At 72.2% G+C, this 21356-nt stretch carries 15 protein-coding genes and 2 tRNA genes; 11 read left to right on the forward strand and 6 right to left on the reverse strand.

All coding sequences use genetic code 11. The annotated features are described in order from the left end of the window. The 4 genes from T328_RS24770 to T328_RS24785 all read right to left on the reverse strand — a co-directional run. The coding region (locus T328_RS24770) for a type I polyketide synthase (RefSeq protein WP_496498370.1) at nucleotides 1-4404 on the reverse strand (4404 nt) is incomplete at its 3' end. A gap of 134 nt (nucleotides 4405-4538) precedes the next feature. After that, nucleotides 4539-5828, reverse strand: a complete 1290-nt coding sequence (locus T328_RS24775; RefSeq protein ID WP_496498371.1) for a cytochrome P450 — start codon at nucleotides 5826-5828, stop codon at nucleotides 4539-4541. A 60-nt stretch (nucleotides 5829-5888) separates the two neighbouring features. Next, nucleotides 5889-7181 carry a cytochrome P450 gene (locus T328_RS24780; RefSeq protein ID WP_496498372.1) on the reverse strand — a complete coding sequence of 431 codons (1293 nt, stop codon included), beginning with the start codon at nucleotides 7179-7181 and terminating at the stop codon, nucleotides 5889-5891. Between the two features lie 412 nt (nucleotides 7182-7593). Continuing rightward, nucleotides 7594-7677, reverse strand: a tRNA-Leu gene (locus T328_RS24785). Nucleotides 7678-8037: 360 nt separating this feature from the next. On the opposite strand from T328_RS24785, the gene T328_RS24790 reads away from it, so the two are divergent. The 8 genes from T328_RS24790 (at nucleotide 8038) to T328_RS24825 (ending at nucleotide 17058) form a co-directional block, all read left to right on the forward strand. Next, entirely contained in the window at nucleotides 8038-8922 is an 885-nt protein-coding gene (locus T328_RS24790; RefSeq protein WP_496498373.1) for an FHA domain-containing protein, read from the forward strand. A 10-nt stretch (nucleotides 8923-8932) separates the two neighbouring features. Beyond that, nucleotides 8933-9439, forward strand: a complete 507-nt coding sequence (locus tag T328_RS24795) for an FHA domain-containing protein FhaB/FipA (protein WP_496498374.1) — start codon at nucleotides 8933-8935, stop codon at nucleotides 9437-9439. A 26-nt stretch (nucleotides 9440-9465) separates the two neighbouring features. Next, nucleotides 9466-11007 carry a PP2C family protein-serine/threonine phosphatase gene (locus T328_RS24800; RefSeq protein WP_496498375.1) on the forward strand — a complete coding sequence of 514 codons (1542 nt, stop codon included), beginning with the start codon at nucleotides 9466-9468 and terminating at the stop codon, nucleotides 11005-11007. A gap of 88 nt (nucleotides 11008-11095) precedes the next feature. After that, nucleotides 11096-12436: an FtsW/RodA/SpoVE family cell cycle protein gene (locus T328_RS24805; RefSeq protein WP_496498491.1), complete on the forward strand. Its 1341-nt coding sequence runs from the start codon at nucleotides 11096-11098 to the stop codon at nucleotides 12434-12436. Next, nucleotides 12433-13890 (forward strand): peptidoglycan D,D-transpeptidase FtsI family protein, encoded by a 1458-nt coding sequence (locus T328_RS24810; RefSeq protein WP_496498376.1) that lies wholly within the window; start codon nucleotides 12433-12435, stop codon nucleotides 13888-13890. The genes T328_RS24805 and T328_RS24810 overlap by 4 nt, the downstream gene beginning before the upstream one ends. Before the next feature lie 277 nt (nucleotides 13891-14167). After that, nucleotides 14168-16117, forward strand: coding sequence for a Stk1 family PASTA domain-containing Ser/Thr kinase (pknB, locus tag T328_RS24815; RefSeq protein ID WP_496498377.1), 1950 nt, complete (start codon nucleotides 14168-14170; stop codon nucleotides 16115-16117). Between the two features lie 51 nt (nucleotides 16118-16168). After that, nucleotides 16169-16241 (forward strand) — tRNA-Ala (locus T328_RS24820). Between the two features lie 493 nt (nucleotides 16242-16734). Continuing rightward, on the forward strand, nucleotides 16735-17058 hold the full coding sequence (locus T328_RS24825; protein WP_496498378.1) for a hypothetical protein: 324 nt from the start codon (nucleotides 16735-16737) through the stop codon (nucleotides 17056-17058). Between the two features lie 214 nt (nucleotides 17059-17272). Here T328_RS24825 and T328_RS24830 read toward each other — a convergent pair whose 3' ends face one another. Continuing rightward, a complete protein-coding gene (locus T328_RS24830) occupies nucleotides 17273-18112 on the reverse strand; it encodes a DUF5324 family protein (RefSeq protein WP_496498379.1) in 840 nt (279 codons plus the stop codon). A 181-nt stretch (nucleotides 18113-18293) separates the two neighbouring features. Between T328_RS24830 and T328_RS24835 the strand changes: the two genes are divergently transcribed. Then, entirely contained in the window at nucleotides 18294-18818 is a 525-nt protein-coding gene (locus tag T328_RS24835) for a peptidylprolyl isomerase (RefSeq protein ID WP_496498380.1), read from the forward strand. Nucleotides 18819-18930: 112 nt separating this feature from the next. Beyond that, nucleotides 18931-19830 (forward strand): rhomboid family intramembrane serine protease, encoded by a 900-nt coding sequence (locus tag T328_RS24840; protein WP_496498381.1) that lies wholly within the window; start codon nucleotides 18931-18933, stop codon nucleotides 19828-19830. A gap of 288 nt (nucleotides 19831-20118) precedes the next feature. On the opposite strand, the gene crgA is transcribed toward T328_RS24840, so the two are convergent. Further along, on the reverse strand, nucleotides 20119-20376 hold the full coding sequence (gene crgA, locus T328_RS24845; RefSeq protein ID WP_496498382.1) for a cell division protein CrgA: 258 nt from the start codon (nucleotides 20374-20376) through the stop codon (nucleotides 20119-20121). Between the two features lie 129 nt (nucleotides 20377-20505). On the opposite strand from crgA, the gene T328_RS24850 reads away from it, so the two are divergent. After that, nucleotides 20506-21255, forward strand: a complete 750-nt coding sequence (locus tag T328_RS24850; RefSeq protein WP_496498383.1) for a DUF881 domain-containing protein — start codon at nucleotides 20506-20508, stop codon at nucleotides 21253-21255. Nucleotides 21256-21356 lie beyond the last annotated feature (101 nt).

Below are 21356 nucleotides of genomic sequence, written 5' to 3' on the forward strand. Positions count from 1 at the left end.
CGACACCGCCGCCCGCCGCGGCCGATCCACCTCCGGCCACGAACGCGCCTCCGTAAGAAGCGCAACACCCCCGCCGTCCCAGTCCACATGCGGCGTCGGCTCATCCACATGCAGCGTCCTGGGCAACTCCCCGTGCCGCATCGCCTCGACCATCTTGATGATCCCCGCGACACCCGCCGCCGCCTGCGCATGACCGATGTTCGACTTCACCGACCCCAGCCACAACGGCCGACCCGCCGGCCGCCCCCGCCCATACGTCGCCAGCAGCGCCTCCGCCTCGATCGGGTCACCCAACTCCGTCCCCGTACCGTGCGCCTCCACCGCGTCCACGTCACCCGGCACCAGACCGGCGCTGGCCAGCGCCGCGCGGATCACGCGTTCCTGCGACAGGCCGTTGGGTGCCGTCAGGCCGTTGCTGGCGCCGTCCTGGTTGACCGCCGTACCGCGTACGACCGCCAGCACCCGGCGCCCATCGCGCCGCGCCACCGACAAGCGCTCCAGGACCAGCACCCCGACACCCTCGGCCCACCCCGTACCGTCCGCGCCCGCCGCGAACGGCTTGCACCGGCCGTCGGCCGACAGCCCGCGCTGCCGGCTGAACTCCACGAACATCCCGGGCGTCGACAGAACCGTCACCCCGCCCGCGAGCGCCCGCTCGCACTCGCCCGTACGCAGCGACTGCGCCGCCAGGTGCAACGCCACCAGCGACGACGAACACGCCGTGTCCACCGTCACCGCCGGGCCTTCGAGACCGAAGACGTACGCGACCCGGCCCGAGGCGACGCTCGGGGTGGTGCCCGTCAGCACGTAGCCTTCGAGCCCGTCCGCGGCCTCGTGCATGCGCGGCCCGTAGTCCTGCGCGGTGGCGCCCACGAACACGCCGGTGCGGCTGCCGCGCAGCGTCGCGCCCGCGATGCCCGCGCGTTCGAACGCCTCCCAGCTCGTCTCCAGCAGCAGCCGCTGCTGCGGGTCCATCGCCAGCGCCTCACGCGGCGAGATCCCGAAGAACTCGGCGTCGAATCCCGCCACATCGTGCAGGAAGCCGCCGTGCGCGGTGTACGAGGTGCCCGCGCGGTCCGGATCAGGGTCGTGCAGGCCGGCCAGGTCCCAGCCGCGGTCGGTGGGGAAGTCCCCGATCGCGTCGCGTTCCTCACGGAGGAGTCGCCACAGCTCGTCCGGCGAGGCGACGCCGCCGGGGTAGCGGCAGGCCATGCCGACGACGACCACCGGATCGTCGTCGTCGGGGGCCGGGACCGGAGCCCGTTCGCCGTCCTGCTCCGGCCGGATCCCGGCGCCGTCGCGGGCGGTGTGCAGCCAGGCGGCCATGGCCGCGGGCGTCGGGTGGTTGAAGAGGGCGCCGCTGGGGAGGCGTACGCCGGTTGCGGCGGTGAGGCGCTGGCGCAGGTCGACGGCGCCGTAGGAGTCGAGGCCGAGGTCGCGGAAGGCGGTGTCGGTGCTGACGGCGGCGGCCGAGTCGTAGCCGAGTGCGGCGGCCGTGTGGGTGCGTACGAGATCGGTGAGGCCGGCGAGGTCATGGCGGACGGGTTCGCCGGCCGAACCGGCTGGTTCGGCCCGTTCAGCCAGCGGTGCGTCCGGCGTCTCCGGCTGTGCTACGGGCCGCGCCTCCGGCGAGCCGCCCGTCCAGTGGCGGCTGCGCTGGAAGCGGTACGTGGGCAGCTCGACCCGCCGCACGCCCGTGCCCGTGCCCGCGTCGGCGAAGAAGGTGTCCCAGCCGATCTCGGCGCCGTGCACGTGGAGTTCGCCGAGGGTGGTGAGGATCGAGCGGTCCTCCGGCACCTCGCGCCGGAGCGTCGGCAGCACCAGCGCCGCCGCGGCGGCGTCGTCGTCCCCCAGGCAGTCCCGGGTCAGGCCGCTGAGCGTGGCGCCCGGGCCTATCTCGACGAAGACCGTGGCCCCGCCCGCGTGCGCGGCGCGCGCGCCGTCGAGGAAGCGGACGGCCTCCCGGACGTGCCGTACCCAGTAGTCGGGGGTGCACAGCTCGCCGGCCGTGGCCGGGGCGCCGGTGAGGTTGGAGACGACCGGGATGCGCGGCGGGTGGTAGGTGAGGCGGGCGGCGGCCCGGCGGAAGGCGTCGAGCATGCCGTCCATGTGCGGGGAGTGGAAGGCGTGGCTGACGCGCAGGGCGGTGGTCTTGCGGCCACGCGCGGACCAGGCGGCGGTCAGGGCCCGTACGGCGTCGGAGTCACCGGAGACGACCGTCTCCGCGGGGCCGTTGAGCGCGGCGATCGCGAGCCTGCCGCCCGTCTCCCGCTCGGCGTCGGCGAGGGTGCCGCGCAGTTCGGCCTCGCTCGCCTCGATCGCGGCCATGGCGCCCGCCGCGGGCAGGGCCTGCATGAGCGCGCCGCGGGCGGTGACGAGCGCGGCGGCGTCGGCCAGGTCCAGCACCCCGGCGACGTGCGCCGCCGCCAACTCGCCGACGGAGTGGCCCAGGAGCACGTCGGGGGTGACGCCCCAGCGCTCCAGCAGCCGGTAGAGGGACACCTCGACGGCGAACAGCGCGGGCTGGGTGTACGCGGTCCGGCTCAGCAGCTCCGCCTCGGCGGTGTCCGGGGCGGCGGTGTCCACCTCGGAGAAGACAACGTCGCGGAGGGGGCGCGGGAGATGCGGGTCGAGTGCGGCGCAGACGGTGTCGAACGCCTCGGCGTACGCGGGGAAGACGTCGTACAGCCCACGCCCCATACCGACGCGCTGGCTGCCCTGCCCAGAGAAGAGGAACGCCACCCGCTCCCCCGGCCGCGCGGCGGCCACACCGCGCAGCACGTGCGGCGCGTCCCGGCCCTCCGCGACGGCGGCCAGGCCCGACAGCAGCGCCTCGCGCCCCTCGCCGAGGACCACCGCGCGGTGCTCGAACGCCGAGCGGGTGGTGGCCAGCGACCCCGCCAGGTCCGGCAGCCCGGCCGCCCGCCCGGCGCCGGTCGCGTACGCCGTCAGCGCCTCGGCCTGGGCGCGCAGCGCCGCCGCGCCGCGGCCCGAGACCAGCCACGGCAGCGCGCGGAGCGTGCCAGTCGGCGTGCCGTACGAGCCCTCTCGCCCGCTGTCGTCGGGCACCGCCGGCCGCCAGTCCGCCAGCACCACATGGCAGTTGGTGCCGCCCATGCCGAACGAGCTGACGCCCGCGACGAGGCGTTCCGCCGCCGGCCGGGGCCACGGCCCCCGCGCCCCCCGTACGCGTAGCTTCAGCTCGTCCAGCGGAATCCCCGGGTGCGGCCGCTCGAAGTGCAGGCTGGCCGGCAGCTCCCGGTGCTTCAGGCTCAGCAGCGCCTTGATCAGGCCGACCGCCCCGGCCGCGCCCTCCAGATGCCCGATGTTGGTCTTCACCGAGCCGACGACCAGCTCCTCGCCCGCCCCGCGCCGCGCCGTCCCCAGCGCGGCGCCGAGGGCCGCCGCCTCGACGGGGTCGCCCACCGGCGTGCCGGTGCCGTGGAGTTCGACGTACTGCGACTCGCCCGGGTCGGCCCCGGCGTCCCGGTACGCGGCCCGGATGACGCTCTCCTGTGCCGCGGGGTCGGGGGCCGTCAGCGTGCGGCCCGTGCCGTTGCCGAGGGCGCTGCCCAGGATGACGCCGTGGACCGGGTCGCCGTCGGCGACCGCGGCGGCCAGCGGCTTGAGGACGACGATGCCGCCGCCTTCGCCCCGTACGTAGCCGTTGGCCCGGGCGTCGAACACGCGGCAGCGGGCGTCGGCGGCGTCCGGTGAGAGGGCGCCGAAGAGTTCGGCCGCGGTGAACCCCTCGGGGAGGAGGTTCAGGTGGACGCCGCCCGCGAGCGCGAGGGTCGACTCGCCGTCGAGGAGGCTCCGTACGGCCAGGTGCACGGCAGCCAGCCCGGAGGACTGGGCGGTGTCCACGGCGAGGCTGGGGCCGGCGAGGCCGAGCAGGTGCGACAGGCGGTTGGCGGTGGCCGCGCGGCTCAGCCCCGTGGTGCTGTGCGCGGAGAGCGCGCCGGCGGCGTGCTGGAGCCTGGCGTAGTCGTCGGTCATCGAGCCGACGAACACGCCGGTACGGCTGCCGCGCAGCCGGCCGGGCCGTAACCCCGCGTTCTCCAGCGCCTCCCAGGACAGTTCGAGCGCGAGGCGCTGCTGCGGGTCCACGGCGGCGGCCTCGCGCGGCGACATGCCGAAGAACGCGGCGTCGAACCGGTCGACCCCGTCGAGGAAGCCGCCGTGGACGTCCCCGGCGAGGCCGCGCTCCGCGGGCGCCGGGGTGATGGCGTCGACGCCGTCGCGGAGCAGCCGCCAGAAGGCCCCGGGGTCCGCCGCTCCGGGAACGCGGCAGGCCATCCCCACCACCGCGATCCGGCGATCGGCCGGCCCGCCCCCCGTACCGCCGCTCTCGCTCGTCCTGCTCTGGCTACTGCTCTGGCTCGTACCGCTTCTCTCGCTCATGACTCCCCCGTACGATCCGGCGGGCGTGCGCGGGTGAGACGCGAGCGCGGGACGCCGTTGCTCCGTACTCGACCGTGACCCACCGCTTCGCCGACGCGACGCCCCCTCCGTGGTGCCCTGCGCCGAAAAGTCCGTCAGCCCGCCGGGGCGAGGCGCACCGGAAGCTCCTGCAGCCCGCGCGTGATGATGTACGAGGCCCGGGGCGGCGACGTCGTCTCCAGCTCCAGGTCCAGCGCGGCCAGCGTGTCCACCGCGACCTGCGCGGCGAGCCGGGCGATGGGCGCGCCGACGCAGAAGTGCACGCCGAGGCCGAAGCCCAGGTTCCGGCCCGCGGGCCGCGACAGCACCAGGGCGTCGGGGTCCTCGTACACCTCGGGGTCGCGGCTGGCGGCCCCGATCAGCAGCATCACCTGCTCGCCGGCGGCGATCGGCACCCCCGCGACCTCGGCGTCCGCCAGCGCGACCCGCGAGATCATCTGCCCGGGCGGGTCGTAGCGCAGCATCTCCTCGACGGCGGCGGGCACCTCCTCCGGGTGGGCGCGCAGCCACGCCCGCTGCTCGGGGTGCTGGAGCAGGGCGAACATGCCGTTGCCGATCAGGTTCACCGTGAGCGCGAACCCGGCGGACAGCAGGAGGGTGAGCGTGACGACGAGTTCGTGGCCGGTGAGCCCGCCGTCGGTGTCCTCGGCCGCGACCAGTTCGCTGATCAGGTCCCCGGCGGGGGCGGCCCGGCGCTCGTCGGCGAGCTTGCCGAAGTACTCGTACAGCTCGGCCCGGGCGCTGTCGCGGCGGGCGACCTCCTCGGGCGTGAGGAAGAGGCTCGGGTCGAGGCCGTGGGCGATGTCGGCGGACAGCGCCTGGAACCGCTCGTGCTTCTCCGGCGGCACGCCGAGCAGCTCGCCCAGGAGGATCGCGGGCAGCGGGTGGGCGACCGCGGAGATCAGGTCGACGGGACCGCCGCCGGCCGCCGAGACGGCCTTCTCGATCAGCTCGTTGACCACCTGGCGGGCCCGGTCGCGCAGCGCGTCGACGCGGCGGGCCGAGAACGCCTGGCCGACCAGCCCGCGGATGCGGGTGTGGTCGGGCGGGTCCATGAAGATGAACGGGCGCACGGTGGTGCCGTCGGGCGCCTCGCTGAAGTGCTCGGCCACCGTGGCGCCGTCGCCCCAGCCGAACCGGCTGTCGCGCAGCACCGCGGAGATCCCGGCGTGCCCCGGGACCACGACGAGTCCCAGCGGCGTACGGGTCACGGGGCCCTGCTCGCGGATCTTGCGGTAGACGGCGTAGGGGTCGGCGTGGAAGGCCGGGTCGAAGGGGTCGAAGGGCAGCAGCTGCGAGAAGATCGCCGGGTCGATACCCGCGTCCTCGCCGCCCTCGGCGCCCTCGGCGCCCTCCGCACCCTCCACAGCCGATGCTTCTGACATTTCTGGCATGCTTGCTTGCTCCCCGTGTGGTGGTGATATCCCGTTACGCGGTGGTTGTCGTCAGGCCGTACGGGCCGGAACCAGCTCGACGGGCATGCGCAGGATGACGGTGTGCTTGTTGCTCGGAGCCCAGGTCACGTCGCCGTCGATCCTGATCTCCGCGACCTGGTCGAGGAGTTCCTCCAGCAGCACCCGCATCTCGATCCGCGCCAGCTGCTCGCCGAGGCAGGAGTGGGTGCCGTGGGCGAACGCCAGGTGCGGGTTGGGGGAACGGCGGATGTCGAAGGCCGTCGGGTCCGCGAAGACGGAGCCGTCCCGGTTGCCCGAGGCCCACCAGAAGGTGACCTTCTCGCCCGCCTTGATCTCCGTGCCGCGGAAGACGGTGTCGCGGGTCGCGGTGCGCCGGTTGTACGGCGTGGGGGTGGACCAGCGCAGCATCTCGTCGATGGCGCCGGGCAGCAGGGAGCGGTCGGCGCGCAGCGCCTGCCACTGCTCGGGGTGCTGGGCGAGGGCGAGGATGCCGGTCGCCAGCGCGTTCCGCGGCGGTTCGCTGCCGGCGATCAGCACCAGGCAGAAGAACGCCTCGCGCTCGTACTCCGACAGCGGCTCCTCACCCCGGTCCGCGGGGATGTCCCCGTGCGCCAGCACGGACATCAGGTCGTTCGCCGGAGGGCCGCCCGCCGCGCGCTTCTGCGCGATCAGCTTCTTGCTGTACTCGTACATGGCGTACTGGGTCTCGGTGGCGGTCTGGTTGACCTTGCCCGAGAGCCGCTCCTCGAAGCCGGCGAGCGTCTCGCCCCACTCGATGAGCTGCGGCATGTCGGACTCGGGCGCGCCGAGCACCTTCCCCACGCACTCGATGGTGTACGGGGCCGTGACGGCCGGCTGGAAGTTCACCCGGCCCTGCGCGACCGCCCGCCCGACGAGCCGGGCCGCGACCTCACGCCACTCCGGTAACCGCGCCTCGACGGCCTGCCGGGCGACGGGCGGGCTGACCAGGTCCTTGAACATCTGGTGCCGCGGGTCGTCCTGCATGTTGATCAGGCTGCCGGCGTGCACGCCGGGCTTCAGGTCGTCGATGTGCGTCCCGCCGCCCTCGCGTCCGCCGCCGCCCTTCGAGGAGAACACCGGGTCCTCCGCCGCCGCCTTCAGGTCGGCGTGCCGGGACAGGACCCAGAACCCCTCGCCGTCGACGGTCGTCCCCGGCGGGTGCCACAGCACGGGGGCCTCGTCGCGGAGCCGGACGAAGACCTCGTGCGGGAAGCCGTCGGTGAACCGCGTCTGATCGGTGAGGTCGAAGCCGTCCAGCACCGCCGGAAGCTCCGCAGACCCCTGCGCCTGTCGCCCCGTCATTTCACTCCTCCCAGCGGCCAACCCCCTTGGCCGCCACCCCGTTTGAGATCTTGCTCAGTGAAATCGAGCACGAGTCTGCGCGATCACTTCTGGCGCTGTCAATCAACTACGTCTTGTCACCGACCGCACCGGAAACGGACATTTTCCACCTCGAATCGGGGCGGTGAAGAGCGCGTCGGGAGGGGAACGCACGCCGGCGACCGGACCACGTCCGGGTGGCGTTCGCACCCCGCCGACACCGCCCCCACCAGGGCGGTCGTCCCCCGTGCGGCACCCGGCCGCACCGGCCGCCGGCCGCCCCGGGCCCGCCGCTTTCCCGCACAGCAACAAACCCCCGCACCGGATCTCTCCGAAGCAGGGGTTCTGTCGTTCCGGTCCGGGCAATGACACTTACTTGCCCTTGCCCGCCGAGTGCGCGAGGGGGGAGTTGAACCCCCACGTCCTTTCGGACACTGGAACCTGAATCCAGCGCGTCTGCCTATTCCGCCACCCGCGCAAAGGGTGTGCCGTACGCGGCCCGCGGGCCGCCCGGCGTCGTGCTGACATCAGGAAGCCTAGCACGCTGTTCGGACCCGAATCACATCCGATTTGCCCGTACCTCGGCCGCTCGGGGCCGGTGGTACGGGACACTGGGAGGAGCCGCCCGTACCATCCCCAGTGGACGCCTGGCGGACGGTGGAGAAGCCCGGCCGGACAGTCGGCCGGACAGGTGCAGGACAGGTGTGAGAGAGGACACCGCGTACCGGCGGCGGGGACGGGAACCAGTCCATTCCCCCGCGCGTGGATACGATCAGCGTGCAGTACGAGCAGCATGTTCGAGGGCCCGGCGGGAAGGCCCGAGGAGAGGAGGTGCCCCGTGGGAGTACTCAAGCGCTTCGAGCAGCGTCTGGAGGGTCTCGTCAACGGCACCTTCGCCAAGGTGTTCAAGTCCGAGGTGCAGCCGGTGGAGATCGCCGGCGCCCTGCAGCGCGAGTGCGACAACAACGCCACCATCTGGAACCGCGAGCGTACGGTCGTGCCCAACGACTTCATCGTGGAGCTGAGCGCCCCCGACTACGACCGGCTCGCTCCGTACTCCGGCCAGCTCGGCGAGGAGCTGGCCGCCATGGTGCGCGACTACGCGCAACAGCAGCGCTACACCTTCATGGGCCCGATAAAGGTGCACCTGGAGAAGGCGGAGGACCTCGACACCGGCCTCTACCGGATCCGCAGCCGCACCCTGGCGGGCAGCCACTCCCAGGCGCCCGCGAGCCGCCGGCACGCCGGCGGCGCACCCGCCGCGCCGGGGGCGCCTCCCGGTCCCCCCGGACCCACGGGCCCCGGCGGCCCCGGCGGCTACGGGTCGCAGCCGACCGACTACGCCGCATACGGCCGCCCGCCGCAGCACCAGCCGCCGCCGATGCCCGCGGCACCGCCGCCGGCAGCGCCCGTCGGCGCCCCGCCCGGGGGCCCGCGCCGGCTGCGCCACTGGCTGGAGATCAACGGGGTGCGGCACCAGATGACCAGGCAGTCGCTGGTCCTCGGGCGCAGCACGGAAGCCGACGTACGGATCGACGACCCCGGCGTCTCCCGCCGGCACTGCGAGATCCGTGCCTTCGACGGCGGCGCGATGGTGCAGGATCTCGGCTCCACCAACGGCATCGTGGTGGACGAACAGCACACCCAGCGCGCTACGCTCCGCGACGGCTCACGCATCCGCGTGGGCAGCACCACCGTCCTCTACCGGCAAGCCGAAGGGTGAAGCGGGGCCGATGTCAGAGCTGACCCTGACGGTCATGCGGCTGGGTTTCCTCGCCGTACTGTGGCTGTTCGTCATCGTCGCCGTACAGGTCATCCGCAGCGACCTGTTCGGCACCCGGGTCACCCGGCGGGCCGCAGCCGCCCAGGAACGCCCGCCGCCCCGGCCGCAGGCGCCGCCGCAGGACGCCAGGGGCGGCCGGGGCGGGCGCCGGGGGCAACGTGGTGCCCCGACCAAGCTCGTGGTCACCGAGGGGTCGCTCACCGGCACCACCGTCACCCTCCAGGGGCAGACCATCACCCTGGGACGGGCCCACGATTCGACAATCGTGCTGGACGACGACTACGCGTCCTCGCGTCATGCCAGGATCTATCCGGACCGTGACGGGCGTTGGATCGTAGAGGACCTCGGTTCCACCAACGGCACGTACCTCGACCGGACCCGGCTCACCGTGCCGGTGCCGATCCCGCCCGGCGCACCGATCCGGATCGGCAAGACCGTCATCGAGCTGCGGAAGTAGAAGACCATGACCGGAGGGCGGGCACCATGCGGATGTACCCGGAGCCGACCGGCGAGGTGCGCATGAGCCTCTCTCTGCGCTTCGCCGCCGGGTCGCACGAGGGCATGATCCGTGACCACAACGAGGACTCCGGCTACGCCGGCCCCCGGCTGCTCGCCATCGCCGACGGCATGGGCGGCCAGGCCGCCGGCGAGGTCGCCAGCTCCGAGGTCATCTCCGTGATGGTCGCCCTGGACGAGGACGTCCCCGGCTCCGACCTGCTCACCGCGCTCGGCACCACCGTGGAGCACGCCAACGACCGGCTGCGCCGCATGGTCGAGGACGACCCGCGGCTGGAGGGCATGGGCACCACGCTCACGGCCCTGCTGTGGACGGGCCAGCGCCTCGGCCTGGTGCACGTCGGCGACTCCCGCGCGTACCTGCTGCGCGACGGCGCGCTGACGCAGATCACCAAGGACCACACCTGGGTACAGCGGCTCGTCGACGAGAACCGCATCACCGAGGAGGAGGCCACCACCCACCCGCAGCGCTCCCTGCTGATGCGCGCGCTGGGCAGCGGCGACCAGGTCGAGCCCGACCTGTCCATCCGCGAGGTGCGCGCCGGCGACCGCTACCTGGTCTGCTCCGACGGCCTGTCGTCCGTCGTCAGCCACGAGACGATGGAGAACACCCTCGCCGGCTACGCCGGGCCGCAGGACACCGTGCAGGAGCTGATCGAGCTGGCGCTGCGCGGCGGCGGCCCGGACAACATCACCGTGATCATCGCCGACGTCCTCGACGCCTCCGACGACGACACCATGGCCGGCCGGCTCAACGACGCGCCCCTGGTCGTCGGCGCCGTCGCCGAGAACCAGCACCAGATCGACACCGCCGGCATGCAGACCCCCGCCGCCCGCGCCGCCGGCCTCGGCCGCCCCACGCCGCCGCAGGCCGGCGGCTTCGGCCCGGCCGACGAGGGCGGCGACCCGTACGGCCTCTCGTACAACGACGAGGACTTCATCAAGGCGCCGCCCCGCTTCAAGTGGCTCAAGCGCGGGCTGCTGCTCGCCGTGATCCTCGGCGGCCTGGGGTTCGGCGGCTACAAGGCGTACGACTGGACGCAGTCTCAGTACTACGTGGGCACGAAGGACGACCACGTCGCCGTGTACCAGGGCATCGACCAGAAGCTCGCCTGGATGAGCCTGTCCTCCGTCCACCAGGACCACCCGGACATCGAACTGAAGTACCTCCCCGCGTACCAGCAGAAGCAGGTCGAGGACAACATCGCCGAGGAGAACCTCGGCGACGCCGAGGCCAAGGTGGCGGACCTGCAGCAGCAGGCCGACGTCTGCCGCACCGTCGCCGAGGACGAGGCCGCGGCGGCCCGCGAGCAGGAGGAGGAGCGGCGGCAGCAGGAGCAGGAGAAGCAGAACCCCGGCGAGCAGAACCCCGAAGAGCAGGGCGACGCCGGGAGCGGCGGGGACAGCGGTGGGGACAAGGCCGGGGACGACAAGTCCACGACGCCGGAGCCGGGTGCCTCGTTGAGCGAGGAAGAGCAGAATCTGGCGAAGCAGTGCCCGAAGCAATAACCCGTGGGGGGGCCGACCGCTCGTGAGCAGCCACACCAGCACCATCAGCTCGGTGGCCGCGCCCAGCCGGCGCAACACCGAGCTGGCGATGCTCGTCTTCGCCGTGCTGATCCCGGTCTTCGCCTACGTCAACGTGGGCCTGGCCAAGGAGGATTCGGTCCCCGCCGGCGTCCTCGGCTACGCCGCCGGACTCGGCTGCCTGGCCGCCGTGGCGCATCTGGTGGTACGGAAGTTCGCCCCGTACTCCGACCCGCTGCTGCTCCCCATCGCGACCCTCCTCAACGGCCTCGGCCTGGTGCTGATCTGGCGCCTCGACCAGGAGCCCTCGCTGACCACGGACACGCTCGGCGGCCCGATGGCGCCCGGTCAGCTGATGTGGTCCGCGGTCGGCGTCGGCCTCTTCGTCGCCGTGCTGCTCTTCCTCAAGGACCACCGGGTACTGCAGCGCTACACGTACATCTCCATGGCCGTGGCGCTGTGCCTGCTGATCATGCCGATGGTGCCGGGCCTCGGCGCCGAGGTGAACGGCGCCCGCATCTGGGTCAGCATCCCGGGCCTCGGCTCGCTGCAGCCCGGTGAGTTCGCGAAGATCGTCATCGCGATCTTCTTCGCCGGCTACCTCATGGTCAAGCGGGACGCCCTGGCGCTGGCCAGCCGCCGCTTCATGGGGCTGTACCTGCCGCGTGGCCGCGACCTCGGCCCCATCCTGGTGATCTGGGGTCTCAGCCTGATGATCCTGGTCTTCGAGACCGACCTGGGCACCTCGCTGCTCTTCTTCGGCCTCTTCGTGGTCATGCTGTACGTGGCCACCGAGCGCACCAGCTGGATCGTCTTCGGCCTGCTGCTGTCCGCGCTCGGCGCGGTCAGCGTGGCCTCCGTCAACAGCCACATCGAGGACCGCGTCGACAACTGGCTCGACCCGCTGCAGCGCAGCCCCGTGAACGACGGCGTGACCGAGACCGCCCAGGCGATGTACTCCTTCGGCTCCGGCGGCCTCTTCGGCTCCGGCCTCGGCCAGGGCTACTCCCGGCTCATCGGCGGCATCGCCACCAAGAGCGACTACATCCTCGCCACCGTCGGCGAGGAGCTGGGCCTGACCGGCCTCATGGCGATCATCGTCCTCTACGGGCTCCTCATCGAGCGCGGCATGCGCACCGCGCTCGCCGCCCGCGACCCGTTCGGCAAGCTGCTCGCGGTCGGCCTGTCCGGCGCGTTCGCCCTGCAGTGCTTCGTCGTCGCCGGCGGCGTCACCGCGCTGATCCCGCTGACCGGCATGACGATGCCGTTCCTCGCCCAGGGAGGCTCCTCGGTCATCGCCAACTGGGCGCTGATCGCGATCCTGTTGCGCATCAGCGACACCGCGCGCAGGCCCGCGCCGGCGCCCGCGCCCTCACCCGACGCCGAGATGACCCAGGTGGTCCGCACATGAACAAGCCCCTCCGCCGGGTCGCGATCTTCTGCGGCCTGCTCGTGATGGCCCTGCTGGTGCGGGTCAACTGGATCCAGTTCGTCGAGGCCGACGAGCTGCGCACCAACCCGGACAACCGGCGCGTGGCCATCGAGCGCTACGCCCACCCCCGCGGCAACATCATCGTCGGCGACAAGGCCGTGACCGGCTCGACCGAGACCTCGGGCAGCGACTTCCAGTACAAGCGCACCTACAAGGACGGCCCGCTGTGGGCCCCCGTCACCGGCTACGCCTCCCAGGCGTTCGGCGCCAACCAGCTGGAGGCGCTGAACGACGGCATCCTCACCGGCAACGACGACCGGCTGTTCTTCAACCGCACGATCGACATGATCACCGGCAAGGACAAGAAGGGCGGCAACGTCGTCACCACCCTCGACGCGGCCGTGCAGAAGGCCGCGTTCGAGGGCCTGGGCGACCGCAAGGGCGCCGTCGCCGCCATCGACCCGGAGACCGGCGCGATCCTCGGCCTGGCCAGCACCCCGTCGTACGACCCCTCCACCTTCGCGGGCAACTCCAACGAGGACGCGAAGAACTGGCAGGCGCTGAACGAGGACAAGGACAAGCCGATGCTCAACCGGGCGCTGCGCGAGACGTATCCGCCCGGCTCCACCTTCAAGGTCGTCACCGCCGCGGCGGCGCTGGAGAGCGGCGAGTACGACATGGACGAGCCGACCGGCGCGCCCGAGGTCTACAAGCTGCCGCTGACCATCGACGACACGCTGAGCAACGAGGTCCAGGGCGTGTGCGAGGACGCCACCCTGCGCGTGGCGCTGCAGTGGTCCTGCAACTCGGTGTACGCGATGCTCAGCGACAAGCTCGGCAACGAGAAGATGATCGAGATGTCGGAGGAGTTCGGCTTCGGCGACCCCGAGCTGGACACCCCGGTCCGCGCCGCCGAGAGCGTCTACCCGAAGATGGACCGCCCGCAGAACGCCATGGGCGGCATCGGCCAGGCGTCCAACCGCGCGACCCCGCTGCAGATGGCGATGGTCGCCTCGGCCGTCGCCAACGACGGCGAGCTGAAGAAGCCGTACATGGTCGAGAAGCTGGTCGCGCCGAACCTCAACGACATCGAGGTGACGCAGCCGGAGACGCTCAGCGAGCCGCTGTCCGGCGAGAACGCGCAGAAGCTGCAGCAGATGATGGAGACCGTCGTCAACGAGGGCACCGGCTCCGAAGCCAGGATCGACGGCGTCACCGTCGGCGGCAAGACCGGTACCGCGCAGCACGGCATCGACAACCGGGACCTGCCGTACGCCTGGTTCATCTCGTACGCGAAGGACCCCGACAGCGGCAAGCAGATCGCCGTCGCGGTCGTCGTCGAGGACGCCAGCGCCAACCGCGACGACATCTCCGGCGGCGGCGTCGCGGCGCCGATCGCCAAGAGCGTCATGGAGGCGGGGCTGGGGCGGTGAGCCGCGCCGGCGGGCGGGTAACGAAGGGGTGAGGAGTGGAGAAGCGGGGGTGCACCCGGGGGGAGTGCCGGGAAAGTGACCCCATGAGGGGAACCGCGGGGCGGGTCCCCGGCGTCCCCGGATAGCGGTCGGATACCGGTCGCGTATCGGCTGACGGTCTCGCCGGAAGGGTGTCATCCGCGCCCGGTACGGTATGCCGAGCAGCACGAGCCGGACACCCCGTGCCGGCGCTCCACTTCGGCGCGGGAGCAGGAACGGAAGAGGGCTGGGAGAAGCTATGGAAGAGCCGCGTCGCCTCGGCGGGCGGTACGAGCTGGGCCAGGTGCTCGGCCGCGGCGGCATGGCCGAGGTGTACCTCGCCCACGACACCCGCCTCGGCCGTACGGTCGCGGTCAAGACGCTGCGCACCGACATGGCCCGCGACCCCTCGTTCCAGGCCCGCTTCCGCCGCGAGGCCCAGTCCGCCGCCTCCCTGAACCACCCCGCCATCGTCGCCGTCTACGACACCGGCGAGGACTACATCGACGGCGTCTCCATCCCGTACATCGTCATGGAGTACGTCGACGGCTCCACGCTGCGCGAGCTGCTGCACTCCGGGCGCAAGCTGCTGCCCGAGCGCACGCTGGAGATGTGCACCGGCATCCTCCAGGCCCTGGAGTACTCGCACCGCAGCGGCATCGTCCACCGCGACATCAAGCCGGCGAACGTCATGCTGACGCGCACCGGCCAGGTCAAGGTCATGGACTTCGGCATCGCCCGCGCGATGGGCGACTCCGGCATGACGATGACGCAGACCGCCGCGGTCATCGGCACCGCGCAGTACCTCTCCCCGGAGCAGGCCAAGGGCGAGCAGGTCGACGCCCGCTCCGACCTGTACTCCACGGGCTGCCTGCTGTACGAGCTGCTGACCAGCCGGCCGCCGTTCGTCGGCGACTCCCCGGTGGCGGTGGCGTACCAGCACGTACGCGAGGAGGCCCAGCCGCCGAGCGCGTTCGACCCCGAGGTCACCCCCGAGATGGACGCCATCGTGATGAAGGCGCTCGTCAAGGACCCGGACTACCGCTACCAGAGCGCCGACGAGATGCGCGCCGACATCGACGCCGCGCTGGAGGGCCTGCCCGTCGCCGCGACCGCCGCGATGGGCGCCGCCGGCTACGCCACCGACACCCCCACCACCGCCATGGCCCCGCAGAACGGCTACGGCACCACGATGCTGCCGCCCGCACGGGACGACGACGGCGGCATGGGCTACGACGAGCGCGGCCCGGGCCGCCGCCGGCAGCAGAAGCGCAGTGGCGCGACGTCGACGGTGCTGCTGGTCCTGGCCGGCATCCTGGTCCTCGTCGGCGCCATCTTCATCGGCAAGTCGATCTTCGGCGGCCAGGCGGAGGACCCGGTCACGGTGCCGAACGTCGTCGGCGAGAAGTTCCCGGAAGCCGAGCGCGACATGAGCAACCTCAAGCTCACCCTCAAGAAGGACGGCGAGGAGCGCTGCGACCAGCCCAAGGGCACCGTCTGCAGCACCGACCCGGCGGCCGGTGAGGAAGTCGAGCGCGGCGAGACCGTCACGGCGGTCGTCTCCAAGGGCTCGGGCGCCCAGCAGGTCACCGTCCCGGACGTGGAGGGCCTGAGCGCCGACCAGGCCGAGGACACCCTGCGGGAAGAGGGCTTCGACGTCGAGCAGGAGGAGCAGGAGTCCAGCGAGCCGGAGGGCGAGGTCCTGGACCAGGACCCGGCGGGCGACACCAAGGCCGCGCGGGGCTCCCTCGTCACCCTCACCGTCGCCACCGCGCCGGAGGAGACCGAGCCGGCGGCGATCAACGTCCCGAAGGTCGACGGCCTGTCGTATGAGGATGCGAAGGCGACCCTGGAGGGCCAGGGCTTCGCCGTCACGCGCACGGACCAGGAGACGGCCGACGCCGCCCCGGAGACGGTCATCGCGCAGACCCCGGAGGCCGGCACGGCCGCCGCGGAGGGCGACACGGTCACGCTGACGGTCGCCATCGAGCCGGAGGAGGAGCCGCTGACGATGCCGTCGGACCTGGTCAACAAGACCGTCGCGGACGCACGGGCGCAGCTGGAGGGCATGGGCCTGGTCGTCGAGTTCATCCCCGGCTCGCCCACGGACGACACCGCGATCGTCCTCGGGCACAACCCGGGTGCGGGACAGCCGGTGACGGCGGGCGACACCGTGACCCTGGCCACGCGGCCGGGCGGCGGCCCGTAGATCACCGCGATGCGAGCGCCCCCGCCGAGCGGGTAGGCTGGGGGCCGCTTCGGGGCCTTAGCTCAGTTGGTAGAGCGCTGTCTTTGCATGGCAGATGTCAGGAGTTCGACTCTCCTAGGCTCCACGGACCTGCGTAGCAGGTGAGCGGCGCACGACGCCCCTCGGAAGGACCCTTCCAAGGGGCGCCACTTCCACGCCCCGGGGGAGCTGGTCCCCCACCACCCTGTCGCCCGGGACCCCGTCCTCGGGACTGCCACGGCGCCGCGCGCGTACACGCCAGCACGCTCAAGCTGGCCGCCGAGGAGACCGGCCAGACCGTCACCGGCATCAGCAGCTACCTTGGCCACTTCGACAACTCCTCCAGCTCGGGCCGGCCCACCCGTGTGCGTCTTCCTCACCGTCCGGCTGACTTGGCGCCGCTCTCCTTGGCGTTTGATGACGTTCGACACTTGTGCGCGAGCGAAAGCTCCTTCACTCCGCTTTCGCGCCCTGTCACGGGCGCCCGGGTGAGGCCAGTCTGCTCGTAGGGAAGGCGGCTTCACGTGCTGGCTCTCGATCAGGAACTCGCATGTCGCCTTCGGTAGGTACCGGTGATCGGCATGCGTGATCAGGAGTGAATGGCGATGAAGACAGCACAAACAGCGCGCCGTTCGGAGGCGCGAGGTCTGGTGGTCGGCGTCGTCGCCGCACTGGTGGTGGCCCTGGGCGCTGGCACGGAGGTGGCGGCGCAGCCCATCCCTTTGCCGACCTACAACTGCGAGGACGGAGCCGGCGGGTCGGCGTTCACCGCCGGCGTTCGCTGCCAGGCGTTGAACGGCGCCCCGCAGCAGGGCGAAGTCCTCGTCCAGATCGTTATCACGTTCCCGACCGGCACCTGGACCTGTCTCGTCGGGACGGCCTCGATGCCGGTGATGGTCGTCGGACGCAGCTGCACCTCCTGAGCCGAGCTGCTGCCTGGGCTCGGCTCAGGTGCGGAAGGCGTAGGCAGCAGCCGTCGTCATCCTCGTCCTCGGTCGGGCTGAGCCGGTGTGTGAGACGGCAGATCCTGAGTGGGGGCCGTCACGCCCCCCGCCGCACGGGTGAGAAGACGGGGCGCAAGGAGTGGTGGCCGCGGGTCTCTGACTACCGGGGTGCGTACGCGTCGCGGGCCGCCGCTCAGAGGTCGTCCTCGCGCTCGTAGTACGCCCGGCCGGTGTCCGTCGGGTCGCCCGCCTCGGAGCGGGGCGTGCCGCCGCCCTCGGCGTCCATGTCCGCCGCCGCCTGGCGCGCCTGTGCGTCGGCATCGGCGTCGGGGGCCCGGCCGGCGTCGGCGCGGTCGATGCGGGCGTCGCGGTCCATGTACTCGGTGTCGTCGACCATGCGGGTGGTGGCGGCGTCGGCGTCGGCGGGTTCGGTCGCGTCCGGGGGTTCGACCATCCAGTCCGGGTTGACCTGGCGGTCCCACCAGCGCCAGGCGACGACGGCCCCGGCGCCGAGCGCGCCGACGACCATCGTGCCCTTGGCCGTACGGCTGACGACCTCGCGGCGGTGGCGCTTGCGCGCCAGCTCACTGATCTCCTCCGGGCTCACCTCGCCCTTCAGCGCCGACAGCGCGGCGGTGCCGCGGGCGGCGGCCTCCCGGGTCGCGGGCCCGGCGACGGCCTTCGTGGCCGCCGCGGCGGCCTTCGTGGCCGCGGCGGCGGCCACGATGCGCGGGGTCGCGTACGCCGCCGCCTCGCACGCCCGGCGGGCCGCGCCGGCGGCGGTTCTGTCCAGTTCACCGGGCATCGCCCGGCGCACCTTCTTCATCCGGGGCGCGACGTGGGCGCCGTACGCCACGTGGGCGCTCTCGGCCAGGTCGGAGACCTTCGGGCCGAGGCGCTCGCGCGCCTCGTGGGCCATGTGCGTGTACTGGTCCCTGGCGGAGGCGGCGTACGGGGCCACCACCTCGGCCGCGTGCTGCACGCTCTGCTTCGCCGTGCCAGTGGCGGGGCGCGTGCCGTTCTTGCGGGTCACGGAACTCTCCTCCTCGCGGGACGGTGGCACTGTTCGCCTGTCCACCTGAGTACAGATCATGCCCGGGTTCACCCGACTCGGCACGTTCTGCTCCATCTGCGACTTGGCAGGAGGCTGCCGACCGCGCGCGCGGGCGTGCGAGGATCGGGGGACGCAAATGAATCCGTAAGGAAGGCACATCGTGGCTGAGCAGCTTTACGCCACCCTGAAGACGAACCACGGGGACATCGAGGTGCGGCTCCTGCCGGACCACGCGCCGAAGACGGTGAAGAACTTCGTCGAGCTCGCCACCGGCGAGCGCGAGTGGACGCACCCGGCGACCGGCAAGGTGTCGAAGGACAAGCTGTACGACGGCACCGTGTTCCACCGCGTCATCAGCGGCTTCATGATCCAGGGCGGTGACCCGCTGGGCAACGGCACGGGCGGCCCCGGGTACGAGTTCGGCGACGAGATCCACCCGGACCTGTCGTTCAACAAGCCGTACCTGCTGGCGATGGCGAACGCGGGCCCCGGCACCAACGGCTCGCAGTTCTTCATCACCGTGGCGCCCACCACCTGGCTGACGGGCAAGCACACCATCTTCGGCGAGGTCACCGACGTGGCCGGCCAGAAGGTCGTCGACGACATCACCGCCGTGAAGACGAAGCGGGCCGACCGTCCCGAGAAGGACGTGGTCATCGAGTCCGTGACGATCACGCGGCGCTGACCCGGGGAACCTCGGCGCCCCGCCCGTCGTATCACCGGCATCACCGGCAGGTGCCGCGGCGGGCGGGGCGCGGGCGGGCAGACAGAGGGGACAGAGGGGACGCGGGGAGCTGATGGACCAGGCACCGGACGACGGCGCGGGAAAGCCGGCCGGGGAGAGCGGGCTGCGCGGCTGCTACCGGCACCCGGACCGCGAGACCGGCGTGCGCTGCGTGCGCTGCGACCGGCCCATCTGCCCCGAGTGCATGATCAGCGCCTCGGTCGGCTTCCAGTGCCCCGAGTGCGTGCGCGGCGGTTCCGGTACGGGCCATGCGCCGGGCGCCGCCGCGCCCCGTACGCTCGCCGGCGGCGTCACCGCGGCCGACCCGCGGCTGATCACCAAAATCATCCTCGGCCTCAACCTCGCGGTCTTCCTCGCCGCGCTCTCCGGCGGGGACCGGGTCGTCGACCCGATGCTGCTCGTCGGCCGGGCCGTCTTCTCCTTCGGCGGCCCGCTGGAGGGCGTCGCCGAGGGCCAGTGGTACCGGCTGCTCAGCACCGTCTTCCTGCACGAGGAGCCCGCTCACATCGCGCTGAACATGCTGGCGCTGTGGTTCCTCGGCCCGCCGCTGGAGGCCGCGCTCGGCCGGCTGCGGTTCGTCACGCTCTACGTGCTGTCCGGCCTCGGCGGCAGCGCGCTGTTCTATCTGGTCGCCGCGCCCAACGACGCCGCCCTCGGCGCCTCCGGCGCCATCTTCGGCCTCTTCGGCGCCACCGCCGTACTGATGCGCCGGATGAACTACGACATGCGGCCCGTGCTGGTGCTGCTGGCGATCAACCTGGCCTTCACCTTCGCCTGGTCGGGCATCGCCTGGCAGGGCCACATCGGCGGGCTGGTGATCGGCACGGCCGTCGCGTACGGGTTCGTGCACGCGCCCCGCGAGAAGCGGATCCTGGTGCAGCGGGCGGTGGCCGCGGGGGCGCTGCTGGCGATCGTCGCGGTGGTCGTGATCCGCACCCTGCAGCTGACCTGACCTCCAGGCCGCGGCCACGCGGAGAGGTGCGGGGCAAGCAGCCACGCCCGAAGTTGTCCACAGGTAGTCAGCGATCCTGTGCGTACCGTGGGGACAGTCGTTCGATATCGAACACCCCTGCGTTTTCCTTGGCAGGCTGCAGGATCACCGCTGGTCCGGACGGTGTACCGCGGTCCGACCGGCGTCAACCCCGCTGAGGTTATCCACAGATCTTCTGCTTTCTGCACAGCTGTGGATGACCTGTGGATAACTATGCCCACAGGGGGGCCGCCGAGTGTGGTGGCGGCGCTACTTCCACTGCGTGGAGACGACGAACCCGGCGAGGATGAAGCCGAAGCCGACGACGATGTTCCAGTTGCCGATCGACTCAAGCGGCAGGTCCCCGGTGGTGACGTAGAACACGACGATCCAGGCGAGTCCGATGACGAACAACGCCAGCATCAGCGGCGCCACCCAGCTCCGGCCGGAGCCTGACAGCTTGAACTCGCCCGACTTCTCCGGCGGCGGGGTGTAATCGGCCTTCTTGCGGATCCGTGACTTCGGCACGAGGGACTCTCCTGTCGACGCTGCGGTTTCGGGCCCGTCGGGGAGGCCCCGAGCCGCCGGGGGCGGCTCCTTCCCCGGGCGTGTCCGTTAGCGTAGTGCTTCCACCGGGGGTAAGGAGACAAGGGTACGGTGACCAATTCCGCACAGCGGCTCCGTATCAGGCCCGCGCGGCTGTTCACCTTCGCCGCCTTCGGGCTCGCCGGGCTGATCTTCTGGACGAGCTTCAACACCGCGCAGGGCACCAACCTGCGCACCGACGACTCCATGCTCCGCCTCACCGACCTCATCCACGAGCGCGACCGCGCCAACCAGCGCCTCGACGGCGACAACGCCTCCCTCCGCGACGACGTCGACTCCCTCGCCGAGCGCGACCACGGCGCCGGCGCCGCCCCCGGCGAGCGGCTGCGCGAGATGGAGCGGGCGGCCGGGGCCACCAAGGTCGGCGGCGCCGGGCTCACCGTGACCCTCACCGACGCCCCGCCGGACGCCACCGCGCTCATCCCCGGCGTGCCGGAGCCCACGCCCGACACCCTCGTCGTGCACCAGCAGGACCTTCAGGCCGTCGTCAACGCCCTGTGGGCGGGCGGCGCGAAGGGCATCCGGGTCATGGACCAGCGGCTGATCTCCACCAGCGCGGTGCGCTGCGTCGGCAACACCCTGATCCTCCAGGGCCGGGTGTACTCACCCCCGTACAAGATCACCGCCGTCGGCGACCGCCAGGACCTCCAGGCCGCCCTGGACGCCGAGCCCGCGGTGCAGAACTACCTGCGCTACGTGGAGGCGTACGGCCTCGGCTACGAGGTCGACCCGCACGACTCGGTGACGCTGCCCGGCTACTCCGGCACCGTCGACCTGCACCACGCCCGCCCCGTGGAGTGAGCCGTGGAGTGGGCTGTGGGGTGAGCCGCGGAGGCGCCGGCCGCGTCACCGTGACCGGTGGCACGTGAGAAGCCCGCCGCCTCGGGGGGCACGGGTCGTTA

It is taken from the genome of Streptomyces sp. CNX435, assembly GCF_059570575.1.